Annotated in this window: 15 protein-coding genes and 1 pseudogene; 5 read left to right on the top strand and 11 right to left on the bottom strand. The window is 62.3% G+C overall.

All coding sequences use genetic code 11. The features are described from left to right. Positions 1 to 59: 59 nt before the first annotated feature. The 8 genes from OZ428_RS10810 to OZ428_RS10775 form a co-directional block, all read right to left on the bottom strand. Entirely contained in the window at positions 60 to 878 is an 819-nt protein-coding gene (locus OZ428_RS10810; RefSeq protein ID WP_177113620.1) for a DUF4892 domain-containing protein, read from the bottom strand. A 102-nt stretch (positions 879 to 980) separates the two neighbouring features. Further along, positions 981 to 1,835 (bottom strand): alpha/beta hydrolase, encoded by an 855-nt coding sequence (locus tag OZ428_RS10805; RefSeq protein ID WP_177113618.1) that lies wholly within the window; start codon positions 1,833 to 1,835, stop codon positions 981 to 983. Next, positions 1,832 to 2,635 carry an alpha/beta fold hydrolase gene (locus tag OZ428_RS10800; RefSeq protein WP_033897650.1) on the bottom strand — a complete coding sequence of 268 codons (804 nt, stop codon included), beginning with the start codon at positions 2,633 to 2,635 and terminating at the stop codon, positions 1,832 to 1,834. The genes OZ428_RS10805 and OZ428_RS10800 overlap by 4 nt, the downstream gene beginning before the upstream one ends. 97 nt (positions 2,636 to 2,732) lie before the next feature. After that, positions 2,733 to 3,176: a hotdog fold thioesterase gene (locus OZ428_RS10795; RefSeq protein WP_269133348.1), complete on the bottom strand. Its 444-nt coding sequence runs from the start codon at positions 3,174 to 3,176 to the stop codon at positions 2,733 to 2,735. Positions 3,177 to 3,207: 31 nt separating this feature from the next. Continuing rightward, a complete protein-coding gene (locus OZ428_RS10790) occupies positions 3,208 to 4,857 on the bottom strand; it encodes an AMP-binding protein (protein ID WP_269133347.1) in 1,650 nt (549 codons plus the stop codon). Positions 4,858 to 4,942: 85 nt separating this feature from the next. Beyond that, positions 4,943 to 5,392: a phosphohistidine phosphatase SixA gene (gene sixA, locus OZ428_RS10785; protein ID WP_033897647.1), complete on the bottom strand. Its 450-nt coding sequence runs from the start codon at positions 5,390 to 5,392 to the stop codon at positions 4,943 to 4,945. Further along, complete coding sequence (locus OZ428_RS10780) at positions 5,389 to 5,736, bottom strand: DUF4389 domain-containing protein (protein WP_017846785.1); 348 nt, start codon at positions 5,734 to 5,736, stop codon at positions 5,389 to 5,391. Before OZ428_RS10780 ends, sixA begins: the two co-directional genes overlap by 4 nt. A gap of 10 nt (positions 5,737 to 5,746) precedes the next feature. Next, positions 5,747 to 6,772, bottom strand: coding sequence for an NAD(P)H-dependent glycerol-3-phosphate dehydrogenase (locus OZ428_RS10775; RefSeq protein ID WP_269133346.1), 1,026 nt, complete (start codon positions 6,770 to 6,772; stop codon positions 5,747 to 5,749). A 195-nt stretch (positions 6,773 to 6,967) separates the two neighbouring features. On the opposite strand from OZ428_RS10775, the gene OZ428_RS10770 reads away from it, so the two are divergent. The 5 genes from OZ428_RS10770 to fabB all read left to right on the top strand — a co-directional run bounded on the left by OZ428_RS10770 (position 6,968) and on the right by fabB (position 13,914). Then, positions 6,968 to 9,088, top strand: a complete 2,121-nt coding sequence (locus tag OZ428_RS10770) for a TonB-dependent receptor plug domain-containing protein (RefSeq protein WP_330913399.1) — start codon at positions 6,968 to 6,970, stop codon at positions 9,086 to 9,088. A 1-nt stretch (position 9,089) separates the two neighbouring features. Beyond that, a complete protein-coding gene (locus OZ428_RS10765) occupies positions 9,090 to 10,019 on the top strand; it encodes an ABC transporter substrate-binding protein (protein ID WP_269133345.1) in 930 nt (309 codons plus the stop codon). Further along, positions 10,016 to 11,917, top strand: a complete 1,902-nt coding sequence (locus OZ428_RS10760; protein WP_269133344.1) for an ATP-binding protein — start codon at positions 10,016 to 10,018, stop codon at positions 11,915 to 11,917. The genes OZ428_RS10765 and OZ428_RS10760 overlap by 4 nt, the downstream gene beginning before the upstream one ends. A gap of 249 nt (positions 11,918 to 12,166) precedes the next feature. Continuing rightward, complete coding sequence (fabA, locus tag OZ428_RS10755; RefSeq protein WP_010211704.1) at positions 12,167 to 12,682, top strand: 3-hydroxyacyl-[acyl-carrier-protein] dehydratase FabA; 516 nt, start codon at positions 12,167 to 12,169, stop codon at positions 12,680 to 12,682. An 11-nt stretch (positions 12,683 to 12,693) separates the two neighbouring features. Next, positions 12,694 to 13,914, top strand: coding sequence for a beta-ketoacyl-ACP synthase I (gene fabB, locus OZ428_RS10750; RefSeq protein ID WP_017134470.1), 1,221 nt, complete (start codon positions 12,694 to 12,696; stop codon positions 13,912 to 13,914). 164 nt (positions 13,915 to 14,078) lie between these two features. Here the strand turns inward: fabB and OZ428_RS34625 are convergent, their stop codons facing one another. The 3 genes and pseudogenes from OZ428_RS34625 to OZ428_RS10740 all read right to left on the bottom strand — a co-directional run bounded on the left by OZ428_RS34625 (position 14,079) and on the right by OZ428_RS10740 (position 16,822). Further along, positions 14,079 to 14,942 (bottom strand): methyl-accepting chemotaxis protein, encoded by an 864-nt coding sequence (locus tag OZ428_RS34625; RefSeq protein WP_442964833.1) that lies wholly within the window; start codon positions 14,940 to 14,942, stop codon positions 14,079 to 14,081. Then, positions 14,934 to 15,704 (bottom strand): annotated as a pseudogene (locus OZ428_RS34620) (MCP four helix bundle domain-containing protein); the annotation flags it as partial. The gene OZ428_RS34625 and the pseudogene OZ428_RS34620, both read right to left, overlap by 9 nt. Before the next feature lie 95 nt (positions 15,705 to 15,799). Next, positions 15,800 to 16,822, bottom strand: coding sequence for an amidohydrolase family protein (locus OZ428_RS10740; protein WP_269133341.1), 1,023 nt, complete (start codon positions 16,820 to 16,822; stop codon positions 15,800 to 15,802). Positions 16,823 to 16,950 lie beyond the last annotated feature (128 nt).

Genomic DNA, 16,950 nt, shown 5'->3' with positions numbered 1-16,950 from the left:
AGGAAGACTGTAGGAAGACAGCTTAGGCGAACGGCACGGGTCCGTTCGCCCTGTTACGCCTAGCGTATCAGATGCAGGTGCAGGCCCTTGGCGTCACCTGTGCCGGTTTCCATGCGTGCAGCGCGCACGCCCTTGTCGACCAACGCCTGGCGCCAGGCTTCGGCGGTTGGGCCGGTCAAGCTGACGCGCAACGTGGCATCCAGGTTCAGCCCACGGGAAATCAGGGTCAGCCAGGTGTCGTCCGGGTCGCCGCCCAATGCCGGGAAATCCAGCTCGCCGGTGCTTTTCAATTCCCGCAGCAGGGTCGCTGAGGTGGGCAGCAGGTCGGCCAGCGGCGCGTTGGCGTCCAACTGTTCTACGTGCAGGTAAGCGCGGCGGTTGCCACGGGTGATGCCGTACAGCGCCACCAGGGAGTTTTCCTGGGGAGCCGCGAGGCGCAGCAGCAGGTATTCCTGCTGCCCGTCGGCGCCGACCAACTTGGCGTTGCCGAACACTTCATTGGCCCACAGGCTGCTTTCACCGCAATCGCGCGCCTGGCACCAGAACAACAACTGCGCGCCCTTCTCCTGCAAGGCTTCACGCGTCGCTTTGAACGCGGCGCTGGAGCTGTGCTCGGCGGGCAGTTCATAGGTGATGGCGGTGGTTTGGCCACGGGCGGTGGCCTGGCCTTCATAACGCAACTGGCCGCTGATCTTGCGGATCGCGCCCATGGGGTAGATGCGTTCTTTTTCTTCGGCGGGACGGTAGTCGACGATTTGCGAATCGACCTGACGGGCCACGGTGGGCAGGTCCTGGCTGCCCGGTACGTCGGCGGCGAATACCAGTGGGCTCAAAAGGCTCAAGCCCAGGATACGGATACATCCGTTACGCACGCTCATAAGATCAACGAGCCCTGGCCATCGGAGGTCGCAGCGGTGTTGAGTTTGTTCATGGTTGACTCCCTTTCAATCCGCCCAGCCTCGGCAGTTGACCGCCCCAAGTCAAGGCGCGGAGAAGAACCGATTGAAACAGTCTGCAACAAGGACCGCGCCGGACTCATCATTCAGGTGTAAATGATGGCCGCCTGGCAGCGTGGTTACGGTAAAGGGCAGCTGGGAAAGCAATTCGGAATGTTTCGCCAACATGCCGTCGGCAGCGACCACCAACTGGGTAGGACAACCCACGCGTCGCACGAAAGCCATCGCCTGTTCCTCAGTGAGGCGAACCGGCGAAGCCAGGGTCAGACGGCTGTCTGTGCGCCAAGTGTAACCGCCCGGCACCGGCATCAAACCGCGCTGGGCCAGCAGTTCGGCGGCTTCGCGACTGACCGCCACCACGCCTTTCATGCGAGCCTCGACCGCTCGATCCAGGGTGTTGTAGACCGGCTTGCGCTTGTCTTGCAGGTTCAACTGCGCCTGCAAGGCCATGCCCAGTCGCTCGGCGGCGTTCTCGCCGCTGGCGGTGGGCGGGATCACACCGTCGATCAATCCCAGGTGTGTCACGCGCTCCGGCAACGCACCGGCCAGCACCAGGGACACGATGGCACCGAGGGAATGGCCAAGTAATGCAAAACGTTTCCAACCCAGTTGCTCAGCCACTTGCAGCACGTCAAAGACGTAATCCCACAAGGCATATCCGGCCCCGGTAGGACGGTGCGCCGAATGCCCATGCCCGGCCATATCCAATGCAACGATGCGCAGGCCCTGAAGTTTCGGCGCCAGCCGCGCAAAGCTGTTGGCGTTGTCCAGCCAGCCATGCAGGGCAATCACCGGCAAGCCGTCTTCGGGCCCGAACAGATGGGCCGCCAGTTCGATATGCGGCAGGCTCAGGCGCACTTCTTCGACCGGCGTGCTCATGCGCAGCTGCGCTCGCGGGCTTCCCAGCGGGAGAACAGGTTCTTGATCAAGGTCGCGGTGTCCTGCGGGCGCTCAAGGGGGAACATATGGCCGCCGGGCATGGTGAGCATTTCGCCCATGGGCAGACGCCCGACGCCGCTGGCGTGGTGACGCATCACCACCCGGCTCTGCCGGCCGCGCACCACCGCCAACGGCACCTTCAACTGGCGCACTTGGCCGGGGCTGGTATGAGGCACGCCACGGTAGATGCTGATTTCAGTGGCCGGGTCGAAGCGCAGACGCAGGCGATCGCCCACTTGCAGCAGGCCGTGTTGCAGGTAGGCGTCGAAGCATTCGGGGTCAAAGCCACGGAACAGGGTCTTGCCGGCGAAGTAGCTGCGCGCGGCGTCCAGGTCGCTGAACTCTTCTCGACGGCCCAGGGTGCGCCCGGCCGGGGTCAGGCGGTCGATAAACCCGAAACGCTTGGCCGCGCGGATCACCCAACGGTCGGCGCGGGTCAGCACCGGCGAATCCAGCATCACCACCCCGCGATACAACTGCGGGCAACGCATGGCCGCGTGCAGGTGCAACACGCCGCCGAGGGAATGGCCCACGCCCCACACCGGTTCCGGTTGCTGTTCCAGGTGGTGGATCAGTTCGTCCACCAGGTTCTGCCAGTTGTCGTCCACCGGAAACCTCGGGTCGTGACCGTGCTGCGGCAGGTGAGCCACCGCATATTCCGGGGCCAGGGCGGCGAACAACTTGCCGTAGGTGGCCGAGGGAAAGCCATTGGCGTGGGCAAAAAACACGTGCTGCGACATACCGGATCCATCTACAAAAACAGAGATTGATTGTCACCATGCCCAGCCTGCACAGCAATGACTGTAACTGCCAGGAATGATGACACTCACGCCACGCCTATCGCGCCGGTGGGTTCTCGCCCAGCGGCACCACGGCCATGGTCAGGCGCGACACGCAACTGGCCTTGCCCTCATCGTTGGTCAGGCGGATGTCCCAGACCTGAGTCGTGCGGCCAATATGCACAGCCTTGGCCACCGCCGTCACCCGCCCGCTGCGCACACCGCGCAGGTGGTTGGCGTTGACCTCCAGGCCCACGCAATAAAACTTGCTCGGGTCGATGCACAAGTAGGCCGCCATGGAGCCAACGCTCTCGGCCAACACCACCGAGGCGCCGCCATGCAGCAAGCCGTAGGGCTGATGGGTGCGATGATCGACCGCCATGCTCGCGGTCAGGGAATCGTCGTCGAAGCTTTCAAAACGGATGTCCAGCCGTTCACCGATGGTGTTTTTCTGGATCGCGTTGAGTTGGTCGATATTCGGTTGGGTGCGCCATAGGCTCATTTAAATTGTCCTTATTGGTTTTATTACAGCCCTAATCCTGCCACAGAACCGTTTCGGAACGCTCGCTCCAGGTTTGGAAATGTGCACCGTAAGTCGATTCGATCACGTTGCGCTTGATCTTCAAGGTCGGCGTCAGAAAGCCGTTTTCCACCGCCCAGTTGTCTTTGACCACCACCAATTGGCGCAGGCGTTCATGCTTATCCAGCGCCTGGTTGACCTGTTCCAACCAGCGCTCCAGGCTGGCACGCAGGGCTGGCAAGTCGTCCCCACCCGCCGACAACACGCACAAGCCTATCGACGCGATCAGTCCCTCGCCCACCACGCACACCTGCTCGATACGCGCATGCTCGGCCAGGCGGTTTTCAATCGGCGCCGGCGCCACGTATTTGCCTTTGCTGGTCTTGAAGATTTCCTTGAGTCGGCCGGTCAGGCGCAAACGCCCCTCGGCGTCCTGCTCGCCTTTGTCGCCCGTGCGCAGGAAGCCGTCGGCGGTGACGGTTTCGGCAGTTTTCTGCGGGTCCTTGAAGTAGCCGAGCATGGTCGCGCCGCTGCGCACCTGCACCTCCCCCGCTGGGTCGATGCGCACTTCCACACCAGGACACGGCAAGCCGATCCAGCCGAGGGTCTGCTGGCCGGGGCGGCAGACATGGGAGTAGCCGCAACTTTCGGTCATGCCATACACCTCAAGCACATCCAGGCCCAGGCGTTGATACCAGCGCAGCAACGCCTCAGGCACAGGCGCCGCTCCCGAAAGCGCGATACGCAACGCGTCGAGGCCCAGGCCGGCGAGCACCTTGTGGCCCACGTGTTTGCCGATGAAGGGCAGGCGCAGCAAGGTGTCCAGGCGTTTCGCGGGGATTTTGGCGTAGACGCCCAGCTGGAATTTGGTCCAGATGCGCGGTACGCCAAACAGCGCGGTCGGACGCGCCCTACGCAGGTCTGTCAGAAAGGTTTCCAGGCTTTCGGCGAAAAATACCGTTTGCCCGGTGTAGATCGAGGCCATTTCCACAAACATCCGTTCCGCCACATGGCACAGCGGCAGGTAAGACAGCAATCGGTCGCCCTCGCCCAAGCCAAACAATTCGGTACCACGGCTGGCGGCGAACCCCAGCGCGCCGAAGCTGTGCATCACGCCTTTGGGCAGGCCGGTAGTGCCGGAGGTATAAATGATGGTCGCCAGGTCCGAGGCGACCGGCGCCGGGTCATCCTGGATCGGTGCACAGGCTTGCAGGTCGGCCCAACTGAAATCGAATTCGCCCGCTGGGCATAACGGCAGGCTGATGGTCGGCACATCCGCAGGCACGCCGGGCGCCATGGCCGGCCAGTCATCAAGCTTGCCGATAAACACCAGCGCTGCCTCGGAATGAGTCAGCACATGGGCGACAGAGTCGGCGGTAAGGTTGGGGTACAGCGGCACCGAGACATGCCCGGCCATCCAGATCGCCAGGTCGGCGATGATCCAGTGCGCGCAGTTTTTTGAGATCAGCGCAATGTGCGAGCCCTGGGGCATCTCCCGGGCGCGCAACCACTGCGCGGCGCAGCGCGCCTGGTGGCCGACATCGCCCCAGGTGAGGCTTTGCACCTGACCACCCCCCACCGGCTGCACCAGAAAGGTTTGGCGCGGATGTCGCGCTTCACGTTCGAAGAAGACCTGCAACGGCAAACGAAAAGCGACGGGCATGGGACGCGCTCCTTTGTGGTCCGACGATAGCCAACCAAGCACTTGCTTGGTTGACTATATAGCACACACAAAGCCGCGATAAAGCCTACGGATTCTTCACGCTGACCAGGCTCATCAGCCCCGCCAGCGGGAAATCCCCTTCCAGTTCCGCCAGGCTGGCGGTGTGCATCGGCTCCGGCTGGCGCTGGTGACCGTGCTGCAGAAAGCTGATCAGGCTGCCCACCAACGGCTGGTGGCTGACCAGCAACACATTGTCATCGGTGTCGAGCTGTTCCAGCACCTGCAACGGGTTGCCCTCGGGGGTCAGCCACGGCACGGTGCGGATCTCCGGCTCGAAGCCCAGCGCTTCACGCACCAGGTGTGCGGTCTGCTGCGCCCGCACATAGGGGCTGGCGATGATCGCGCTGAGGGGCTGGCCGATCAGGTGCGCAGCACTGCGCAACACTTCGCCACGGCCATGCTCGGTAAGGTTGCGTTCGGCATCGGTGCGCGCGTGCCCTTCGGCCTCGCCGTGGCGCAGGATCCACAGCTTCACAGTTTCGGCTCTTCATCACGCACCGGGTGCGGCGCTGGCGGCACGCTGTGGGCGGCTTCGCCCTCGGGTGCGCGCGGAGTCGGCCAGTCGGCGAACGGCCACGGTTTCTGCTCAGTGTGGAAGCTGCCGAAGCGGCCGATCTGCGCAAGGAACTGGCTGAGGCTGTCGCCAAAGTTCATCAGGCCCAGGTTCGGGGCGCCGTAGACCAGACGGTAGATCAGTTGCACCACCACCAGCGCGCCGAGCAGGAACTGCGCCACTTGCCACACCAGGGCAAACACCAGCATCCACAGGATGCGCAGGGCAATGGATTCGTACTTGGGGGCTGCTTTCGGATCGTTCATGACGCGTTCCTCAGTTGAAACCACTGGTGGAAATAAAGTCGACATCGGTCTTGGGCTCGGCACGCATCAGCAACTCGATGACCTGGTTCAAGGTGCGCCCTTCAAACAGGATCGCGTGCAACCCGGCGACCAGCGGCATATACACGCCGACTTCCTGGGCCTTGGCCTTGAGCACCTTGAGGGTGTTGACCCCTTCGGCGACTTCGCCCAGGCGGGTCACTGCGTCTTCCAGGCTCAGGCCCTGGCCGAGGGCAAACCCGACCTGGTAATTGCGGCTTTTCGGCGAGGAACAGGTGACGATCAAGTCGCCCACGCCCGCCAGCCCCAGGAAGGTCATCGGGTTGGCGCCCTGGTTCACCGCAAAGCGGGTCATCTCGGCCAGGGCGCGGGTGATCAGCATGCTCTTGGTGTTTTCGCCCATGCCCAGCGCCACGGCCATGCCGGCGATGATCGCGTAGACGTTTTTCAGCGCACCGCCGAGCTCGACGCCAAAACGGTCGCTGCTGGCGTAAACGCGGAAGGTACGGCCATGCAGCACGGCCTGGACGCGTTCGCAGAGTGCCTCATCTTCACTGGCGACCACCGTGGCGGTCAGCGCGTGTTCGGCCACTTCCCGTGCCAGGTTCGGCCCGGATAGCACGCCAATGCGCGCCTGGGGAGCGATTTCTTCGAGGATTTCGCTCATCAGCTTGAAGGTCTGCGCCTCGATGCCCTTGGTCAGGCTGACCAGCAGCTTGCCGGCCAGACGCTCGGCGTGGGGCGCCAGCACCGAGCGCAAGGCGCTGGAGGGCAGCGCGACGAAGCACAGGTCGCACGCCGTGAGGGTTTCCAGCAAGTCGGTGACCGGCTCGACCGCCGGATGAATCTTGATGCCTTTGAGGTAACGCGGATTTTCCCGGTGCACCCGAATGGCCTCGGCCTGTTCGGGGTCGCGCATCCACTGGCGCACAGCGTGGCCGTTCTCGGCCAGCAGGTTTGCCACGGCGGTACCAAAACTTCCGCCTCCCAGGACCGCAATAGGGCGCTGTTCAGTCATATGCAATCCGTTAATCCATACCAGTGGCGATGGCGGCATTATACGGGCCGACCCGCTGGCGGCCAGCCCCCGCATCAATTCGTGCGTTTGTCGGAAAATGCCACATTTTCATGAAGCAATTGCAAGTCCGACGACTGGCAAAAGGCCCCACCTCAGTTAACATGGGCGGCTATCCGCAATTATCAAGGCCGTGCCGTGTATTTGGGCCCTCCTCCTCGCTCATCCCTCTGGTTGATGTTGTTGTGCAGCGCACCGACGCTGGCCGACGACCTGTTCCTCGACAGCCAGCCGCTGCCCCAGGTATTGACGGCCACGCGCCTCAAACAGTCGGCCGCCGCTGTACCGGGCAGCATGACCGTGATCGACAGCGAGTTGATCAAGGCCAGCGGCGCGCGGGACATCAGTGAGTTGCTGCGCCTGGTGCCGGGGATGATGGTCGGTTACACCACCGGCAACCAGGCGGCGGTGAACTACCACGGCACCAGCGCCAGCGACGCGCGGCGCATGCAGGTGTTGATCGACGGCCGCTCGGTGTACCGCGCGGGCCTGGCCACCGTGGACTGGAGCGACATTCCGGTGGCCATGGAGGATATCGAGCGCATTGAAGTGTTCCGTGGCCCCAATACCGTCAGCTACGGCGCCAATGCCTTGATGGCGGTGGTGAACATTCTTACGCGCTCGCCGGCCAACAGCCACGGTACGCGGGTAAAAGTGGTGCGTGGCGAACGCGGTATCAACGACTTTTATGCCAGCCAGGGCGCGGGCTGGGAAACCGGCGACTTGCGCCTGTCCCTGTCCGGGCAGCAAGACGACGGCTTCGACAGCGATGCGTCTGGCGCCGACCGCCGCGACAGTCGCCGCCTCAGCCGCTTCAGCCTGGCGATCAGCCAGACGCTGAACACGCAGCAAAGCATCGACGTGCAACTGGACGCAAAGGAAGGCACCAACCAGCGGCCGTATACCTACAGCCCTGTCTTTGCCGGGATTACCGAAGGCGGTAACAATTCTGACGTCACCGCCAAGGACTATGCTGGCTCCCTGCGCTGGAACTTCGACTTCAACCCTGAGCACAGCCTGTATATCCAGGGCTCGGCCCAGCAATGGGACCGCCAGCAAGTCTGGAAAGCCTGTGACGCCAAGGTCTCGTTCAGCCCCGAGCTGACCCAGTTGTGGCAAATGAACCCCAACTACGCCGAACTGCTGGCCCGGCACATGGACACCTACAGCCAAGGCAGCGCACCACCGGGCAGCGCCGCCGAACAAGCGTTAGCCAACCAGGTGCTGCAACAGTGGCGCGACGGTGCCAGCCAAAGCGTCTGCGGCGACATCGACCAGAGCACCCGCGAGAGCCGCTACGACCTGGAGATTCAGGACACCCTCAGCCTGTCCGACAGCCTGCGCCTGGTCAGCGGTATGAATTATCGCTATGACCGTGCTGACTCCGACACCTACTTCAACGGCACCCTGGACGACACCACCTGGCGCCTGTTCGGCCAGTTGGAATGGCGCGCGAGCGAGCATTGGCTGCTGCAAGGCGGCGCCATGTATGAAGACACCCACCTGAGCGGCAACTCGCTGACGCCACGGGTGGCGGTCAACTACCTGATCAACCCGCGCCACGGCCTGCGCGCGGTGTACTCCGAGGCGATCCGCTCGCCGGACATGTTCGAGAACAACGTCAACTGGAGTTATCGCGTCACCAACCTCAGCTCCCCGGCCTACGGACAGACCACCGGGCAATACTTCGTAAAGACCCGGGGCCCGGGCAACCTCGATAAAGAGATGATGAAGTCACGGGAACTGGGGTACAACGGCTTCTTTGCCGACATCGGGCTGAACATGGACGTGAAACTGTTTTACGACGAGATCACCGACATGATCAGCTCGCCGCTGCGCAATAACCAGTACATTGCCAGCAACGCCAACAGCTCACGGTTCACCGGCGCCGAATCGCAGTTCGACTGGCGCGTGAGCAACGTCGACCGCCTGCGGCTCACCTATGCTTACGTCGATGCCAGCAGCAGCAACCCGCTGGACAAAGCACAGACCGCGCGCAACAGTGGCTCCGCCGGCTGGTTGCGTGAGTGGGGCCAGGGCTGGTCCAGCGCGCTGTTCTACTATGGCGATGACGCACTCAACCAATATCGCTTCGAACGGGTCGACCTGCGGGTGGCCAAGCGCATTGCCCTGGGCAAAGCCAACGTGGAGCTGGCCGGCATGTTGCAAGAACGCCTCGACAACCAGCCCACCACCTGGGCCGACAACAATTATGACCATCGCCACGTGCTCTACTTCAGCGCCGAGTTAGAGTTCTGACATGGGCGACTCGTCACGGATGACTGGCGTGTTGATCACTCGGCTCTGGCGGCGTGCCGTGCTGCTCGCGTGCCTGCTGTTGGCGGTGCCGGCGTGGAGCGCCGACATCCTGCTGACCGCCGCCGAAGACGGCGCCGGTGTGCAAGCCTTTGCCCAGGCCCTGGCCCAGCAACGCCCTGAAGACCGTGTCACCTTCACCGCCCTCAAAGATTTGCCGGCACCCGGTCGACTGCCGGCCAACACCCGTCTGATTTTGCTGGACCTGCCCGGCCTCGACTGGCGCCTGCAAGAACCTCAGGGCCCGCCAACCCTGGTGCTGCGCATCAGCCGCCTGCAAGCCCATCAGCGCCTGGGCAGCATGCCGCACCCACGCATCAGCCTGCTGTGGAGCGACCCGCCGCTGGATCGCCAACTGCGCCTGATCGCGGGCATCCTGCCGCAGGCGCGGCGCATCGGCGTGCTCTATGGCGCCGACAGTGAATTCCTGCTGCCCGAACTGCGCCAGCATGCCGCGCCGCTGGGCCTGGAGATCGTGCCGCAGCTGTGGGACAACATTAATGACAGTCGGCCGCTGCAGACCCTGTTCCGCAACAGTGACGTGCTGCTCGGCCTCGACGACCCGCAGTTGTACAACCCGAAAACCGCGAAGAACCTGTTGCTGAGCAGTTACGCCCAGCAATTGCCGCTGATAGGCCCGAACGCAGGCTTTGTGCGGGCCGGCAGCCTGGCCAGCACCTACAGCGACCAGGCCGACTGGCTGGCCGTGCTCGACCGCCTGCTCGACCACTCGCCGGCCAACTGGCCGCGCTCGCTGTACCCGGAACGCTTCAAAGTCGTGGGCAACCCGCAAGTCGCGCGCTCACTGGGGATCGAACAGGTGGACGAAGCCAGTGTCGGCGCCCGATTGGCCGAAGGAGAAAAACGCCCATGACCTTGCGTCGTCGTTGGGACATCAACACGCGAACCCAGCTCATCACCTTGGGCCCGGCGCTGTTGCTGACGTTGCTGTTGATCAGTTTCTTCACCTTCGTGCGTATCCAGGATTTGCGCCAGGAACTGGACCACACCGGCCAACTGATCGCCAACCAATTGGCACCCGCCACCGAGTACGGAGTGATTTCCGGCAACAATGACGTGCTCGACAGCCTGTTGCGCGCCACGTTGGCCACGCCCCATGTGCGTTTCCTGGAGATCCAGGACAGCAGCGAAAACATTCTGGTGTATGTCGAGCAACCGTCGGAGAAGCACGACCGTTCGCTGTCGGTGAAAGTGTTCCAGGCGCCGATCCGCCTGCAACATATCCAGCTGGGCAATGATTTTTTTCAGGACAACCTCAATGAACCCAAGGCCCCGCGCGCGGACTACCTGGGCCGGGTGATCGTCGGCATGTCCAACGACGCGTTCAGCCAGCGCCAACAGGAGATCCTGTTCAAGGCCGGTATCCTCGCGCTGTTCGCCCTGCTGTTTACCTTCCTGCTGGCACGGCGCCTGGCCGCCAGCCTGTCGCAGCCGATCAGCGCCATGGGCCATGCGGTGAAGGCGATCCAGCAAGGCGACTACCAGACGCAACTGCCGATTGTGGATGACTCGGAGCTGGGCGACCTGTCGCGGCATATCAACAACCTTGCCGAGGGCCTCAACCAGGCCAGTCGCGAACAGCAACAGGCCATGGCCCAGTTGATCCAGACCCGCGAAGAGGCCGAGCGCGCCAACAACGCCAAGTCGGACTTCCTGGCGATGATGAGCCATGAACTGCGCACGCCCATGAACGGCGTGCTGGGTATGTTGCAGTTGCTGGAAACCACCGAGATGACCGAGGAACAGACCGAATACGCGGCGCTGGCGTCGGAGTCCACCGAGCATTTGCTCAAGGTCATCAACGACATCCTCGACTTCTCGCGGATCGAACGCGCCGCCCTGGAACTTGAGCATATTCCGTTCAACCTGGCGGACCTGATCAACAGCTGCGCCCAGGCCTTCCAGCACAGCGCCCAGCAACGTGGGCTGGCGCTGCAACTGGCGATCCCGCTGGGGATGGACGCCTTGCACGTGCAGGGTGACCCGACGCGGATCCGCCAGATCCTGGTGAACCTGATCGGCAACGCCTTGAAGTTCACCGAGCACGGCAGCGTCAGCGTCGAGCCCCATTGGCAGACCCTCGACCATGAACTGGTGTGGTTCACCTGCACCGTGCGCGACAGTGGCATCGGCATTTCCGCCGAACGCCTGGAGGCGATGTTCGACGCGTTCCAACAGGCCGACAGTTCCATTTCAAGACGTTACGGCGGCACCGGCCTGGGCCTGCCCATCGCCCGTACCTTGGCCGAACGCATGGGTGGCACCCTGCGCGCCCAGAGCGAGGAAGGCCGCGGTTCGGTGTTCACCCTGGAAATTCCCCTGGCCATCGACCAGCACAGTGTGCCGGCGATTGCCAGCGACGCCGACGGCAAAGCCAGCGCGGGCGATGGTCGCCATGTGCTGCTGGTGGAAGACAACCCGGTCAACCGCACCGTGGTCGAAGCCATGCTGCGCAGCCTGGGGTTTGAAGTGAGCCTGGCCACCGACGGTGCCGAAGCGATTCGCAGCGCCGAGAGCCTGATTTTCACGGCAATCCTGATGGATTGCCGGCTGCCATTGATCGACGGCTACGAAGCCACCCGGCAGATTCGTCAGTTGCCGGGCTGCGCCGACTTGCCGATCATCGCCCTGACCGCCAATGCCTTGCAGGGCGACCGTGAAGCCTGCCTGGCAGCGGGAATGAACGATTACCTGGCCAAGCCGTTCAAACGCACGGATTTGCAGCAAATCCTACAGCGCTGGGTGCAATAGCGCCGCGCCATCAGCCAAGTCTGACTGGCGTGAAAGACGAAAGTGCGGCAGTCTTAGGCACCCGAACGGGCCGATAAACAGGCCCGGTTTAAAATTTCAGTGAACAAGTGTACATTCAGTACCTTACCGCTGTGACTTTCACTACAACGCAATAGTCTATGTGTAGGCTGCCGACATGAGGCATGAACGCTTCATTCGGTTCGGGAAGATTTACCCTACCCTGCCGCATGGGATTATTGAGGAGCTCGCATGACCAAACAAAACGCCTTTACTCGGGAAGACCTGCTGCGCTGCAGTCGCGGTGAGCTGTTCGGCCCAGGTAACGCGCAACTGCCCGCCCCGAATATGCTGATGGTGGATCGCATCACCCATATCAGCGAAGAGGGTGGCAAGTACGGCAAAGGTGAATTGGTCGCCGAGCTGGATATCACCCCGGACCTGTGGTTCTTTGCCTGCCATTTCGAAGGCGATCCTGTCATGCCAGGCTGCCTGGGCCTTGACGCCATGTGGCAGTTGGTCGGTTTCTTCCTCGGCTGGCAAGGCTTGCCGGGCCGCGGTCGCGCCCTGGGTTCGGGAGAAGTGAAGTTCTTTGGCCAGGTCCTGCCGACCGCCAAGAAAGTCACCTACAACATTCAAATCAAGCGCGTCCTCAAGGGCAAGCTGAACCTGGCCATCGCCGATGGTTCGGTGAGCGTCGACGGTCGCGAGATCTATACTGCCGAAGGCCTTCGGGTCGGCGTATTCACATCCACTGACAACTTTTAAGGGTTATCCGCATGCGCCGCGTCGTTATCACTGGTCTGGGCATTGTTTCTTGCCTGGGCAATGACAAAGAGACCGTCACCGCTAACCTGCGTGCAAGTCGCCCTGGCATCCGCTTCAACCCGGAATATGCCGAAATGGGTCTGCGTAGCCAGGTTTCCGGCTCCATCGACCTGCCCCTCGAAGAACTGATCGATCGCAAGATCTATCGCTTCGTCGGCCACGCTGCCGCTTACGCCTACCTGGCCATGAAAGACGCAATCGCCGACTCCGGCCTGAGCGAAGACCAGGTCTCGAACGTACGCACCGGCCTGATCGCCGGTTCGGGCGGCGCATCGACCCTGAACCAGATGGAAGCGCTGGACATCCTGCGCGAAAAAGGCGTGAAGCGCGTTGGCCCGTACCGTGTCACGCGGACCATGGGCAGCACCGTTTCCGCCTGCCTGGCCACGCCGTTCCAGATCAAGGGCGTTAACTACTCGATCTCCTCGGCCTGCGCCACCAGTGCACATTGCATCGGTACTGCGGTTGAGCAGATCCAGCTGGGCAAGCAGGACATCGTGTTCGCCGGCGGCGGTGAAGAAGAACATTGGAGCCAGTCGTTCCTGTTCGACGCCATGGGCGCACTGTCCACCCAGTACAACGAAACCCCGGAAAAGGCCTCCCGCGCCTACGACGCCAAGCGTGACGGTTTCGTCATCGCCGGCGGTGGCGGCATGGTGGTGGTCGAGGAGCTGGAACACGCTCTGGCCCGTGGCGCCAAAATCTACGCGGAAATCGTCGGCTACGGCGCCACTTCCGACGGCTACGACATGGTTGCCCCAAGCGGTGAAGGCGCCATCCGTTGCATGCAGATGGCCATGTCCACGGTAGATACCCCAATCGACTACCTGAACACCCACGGCACCTCGACTCCGGTCGGCGACGCCAAGGAAATGGAAGGCGTGCGTGCGGTATTCGGCGACAAGGCTCCGGCCATCAGCTCTACCAAGAGCCTGTCCGGTCACTCCCTGGGCGCCGCTGGCGTGCATGAAGCGATCTACTGCCTGCTGATGATGGAAGGCAACTTCATGGCCGGCTCGGCCAACATCGACGAGATTGATCCGGTGGTGGCTGACATGCCGATCCTGACCAAGACCGTTGAGAATGCGAAAATCGACACCGTGATGAGCAACAGCTTCGGCTTTGGTGGCACTAACGCTACCCTGGTGCTGAAACGCTGGCAGGGCAAGTAAGCCCTGTAGGTTGATCACCTGAAAAAGCCCCGACTGGTTCGGGGCTTTTTTGTGGGCAATTGCCAACCCTGTGGCGAGGGAGCTTGCTCCCGTTGGGCTGCGAAGCGGCCCCGGCGACTGCTGCGCAGTCGAACGGGAGCAAGCTCCCTCGCCACACAAAGCGGTTACACCGAAAACCGCGCCACCATCGTGTTCAGGTCCACCGCCAACCGCGACAATTCCTGGCTCGCCGCACTGGTCTGGTTCGCCCCCGTGGACGTCTGATGCGCCAGGTCGCGGATGTTCATCAAATTACGATCCACCTCCCGCGCCACCGCCGCCTGCTGCTCTGACGCGCTGGCGATCACCAGGTTGCGCTCGTTGATCAAGGTGAACGCCGAGGCGATTTCCTCCAGTGCCGTGCCCGCCGATTTGGCGATATCCAAAGTCGAGCGTGCTCGCGTATTACTTTGCTGCATCGAGCTGACCGCCTGATCGGTGCCCTGTTGAATCCCGCTGATCATCTGCTCGATTTCCTGGGTCGACTGCTGGGTGTGATGAGCCAAAGCCCGCACTTCGTCGGCTACTACCGCAAACCCACGTCCGGCATCCCCGGCGCGCGCCGCTTCAATCGCCGCGTTCAACGCCAGCAGGTTGGTCTGCTCGGCAATCGAGCGAATCACGTCCAGCACCTTACTGATGCCATACACCTTCTGCGCCAAGTCCTCGACCTGGGTCACGTTGTCGGTGACATCGGTGGCCAGCGCCTCGATTGACACCACGGTCTGATGCACCTGCTCACGCCCATGCTGGGCAATGCGGTCGGACTCGCGTGAAGCCTGAGACGTGGCCACCGCGTTGCTTGCCACCTCCTCCACTGCCGCCGTCATCTGGTTAACCGCCGTGGCGGCCTGCTCGATTTCCTGATTCTGCTGGTGCAGGCCGCGAGTGGCATCTTCAGTCACGCAACTGAGCTCCTCCGAGGCGGACGCCAGCTGGTTCGACGATTCGGCAATACGCCGGATGGTGTCGCGCAGGTTGTCCTGCATGCCCTTGAGCGCCTGCTGCAGGCGCGCCGGCTCATCGTTGCCACTCACATGGATCTCGCCGGTCAGATCGCCACTGGCCACGCCCTGGGCGACTTTCAGCGACTGGGCCAGGGGCAACACGATGCTGCGCGTCAGCCATACTGCCAGGACGATGGTGATCAGTGCGGTGAGCACGATCATGCCGATCACCCAACTGCGCGACTGGCTGAACACACTTTGTGCCAGGCTGGCAGCCTGATTGGCATTGGCTTTGTTGAGGTTGACCAGATCGTGCAGGGTCGTGGCCATCTCGTCGGCAAGCTGGTTCATCTCACCGTTGACCACTCGGATCGCGTCTTCCAGCTGATTGGCCTTGGAAAACCCTACGACCTGCTCCTGACGTTGCAGGTACTGCTGCTCCTGGGCCTTGAAGCGATCAAACAGCGTGCGCTCCTCGGGCAGCACGATCAGCGCTTCATAAAGCGTCTGCGCATGGTGCAGGCCGTTTTTAAGGTCGCTGAGTTTTTGCTCGTTCTGTGCCAGCGCCTGGGGATCGCGGTTGACCAGCAGGCGCAAGGTCAGCGCCCGGATGCGCAACAGGTCCTGGCTCATCTCCCCCACGGCCATTACGCTGGGCAGCCAGTTGTTTTCCACTTGGTCCGACTGCTGGCGCATATTGGCCATCTGCAACAAGGCGAAACCGCCCAGGGCAAATACCATCAACGCCAATAGGCCAAACCCCAGGCCTGCGCGCGGGGCGATATTCAGACTTCTGATACTCATGCCTTGGCTCCTTCCAAATGCGCTGCATCCATTTGCAGCTGGCTCTTGAAAGGTATCGGCCTATGAGCGCCTTTGCGTAAGACGAAAACGCGATATCAACGCGCCACTCCATCGCGGGTAGCTTTAGGCAGGATGGCCAGGAAGTTGTCCCGCGCCACTTTTCGGGCGACGGCCTCCGGCAAGGCATCCAAAAAGGGATCGAAGCTACGCATTTTCTTTCCCAACTTGTTGAAACGCCCTACTACGTCCGAACCCAACATAAACCGCTCAGGGAAGCGTGCCACCAGCGCTACCCACTCGGGGCGAGGCTGGCCGGCATCATCCAGCAGATACGGCGTGAGCATGCTCCAGGACAGGTCGATGTATAGGTTGGGATAGGCCTCCAGCAGGCGACTCAAGGTCGGCAGCAAAAAGTCCATCTGCACCTGATGACGATGAATTTCCTTGCTGGTGCCGGCATGGGCCCAGATGAAGCGTGTGTGCGGATGATTGCGCAGCGGCTCCTCCACTTCGGCGAGGTACAGTGGGTTGCGCTCACGCTTGGAGGTGATATTGGAGTGCAGCATCACCGGCAGGTCGTTTTCCGCCGCCAGGTGATAGATGCGGGTCATGGCTTCGTTATTGGCGCGCGGGGTGTCGCCGGCAGTGATGGCCGTGAGGTCGTCATGACGCGTAAAGACCTCGCCAATGCCCTGCCACAGCCCTGGGTTGAGGTCGAGCACGCGCTGGATGTGGGCATCCGAGTTCTTGTCGTTGGGGTTGAAGCCGGACAGGAACGGATGGAAGTGGCGGCGTTGCTCGGGGGTCAGCTTGTTGAGCGCTGCGGCGACGATCACGTCAGTGGCGCTGTACCAGTAGGCATCGGCGTCATCACCGGCGTAGTAACGCGGCCGCTTGGGTTCGTCTTCGTGCCATTTCTTGGCGACCGGGATGCCGGAAATCATCACATGCTCAATGCGATTTTCCGCCATGGCCGTGAGCAGTTTGTCCATGCCGGCGGTTTCCTGAAAGAAATCCACGTAATGCAGGTGCGCATCGCTGTAGGCATAGTCACGGGCCTGCGCAGCAACGCTACTGGCGGTGAGCAACAGGGCCAGCGTCAGGCGGGTCCAGGGCACGATAAAACCTCGATAAGGGCTGATACGGGTAGACCTTGCTCACGCTGCCTGGGTTCATCCGGCAAAAAACGCGGAACACCGAAGTGCCAGCATGCTCTATAACTGCATGACCTTCATCCTGCCACCCT

It is taken from the genome of Pseudomonas sp. GXZC (genome assembly GCF_026967615.1).
In the GTDB taxonomy this organism is placed as follows: Bacteria; Pseudomonadota; Gammaproteobacteria; order Pseudomonadales; family Pseudomonadaceae; genus Aquipseudomonas; species Aquipseudomonas azotoformans_A.
The sequence above is the reverse complement of the archived record's forward strand: the minus strand, read 5'-3'. Positions and strand labels throughout refer to the sequence as shown.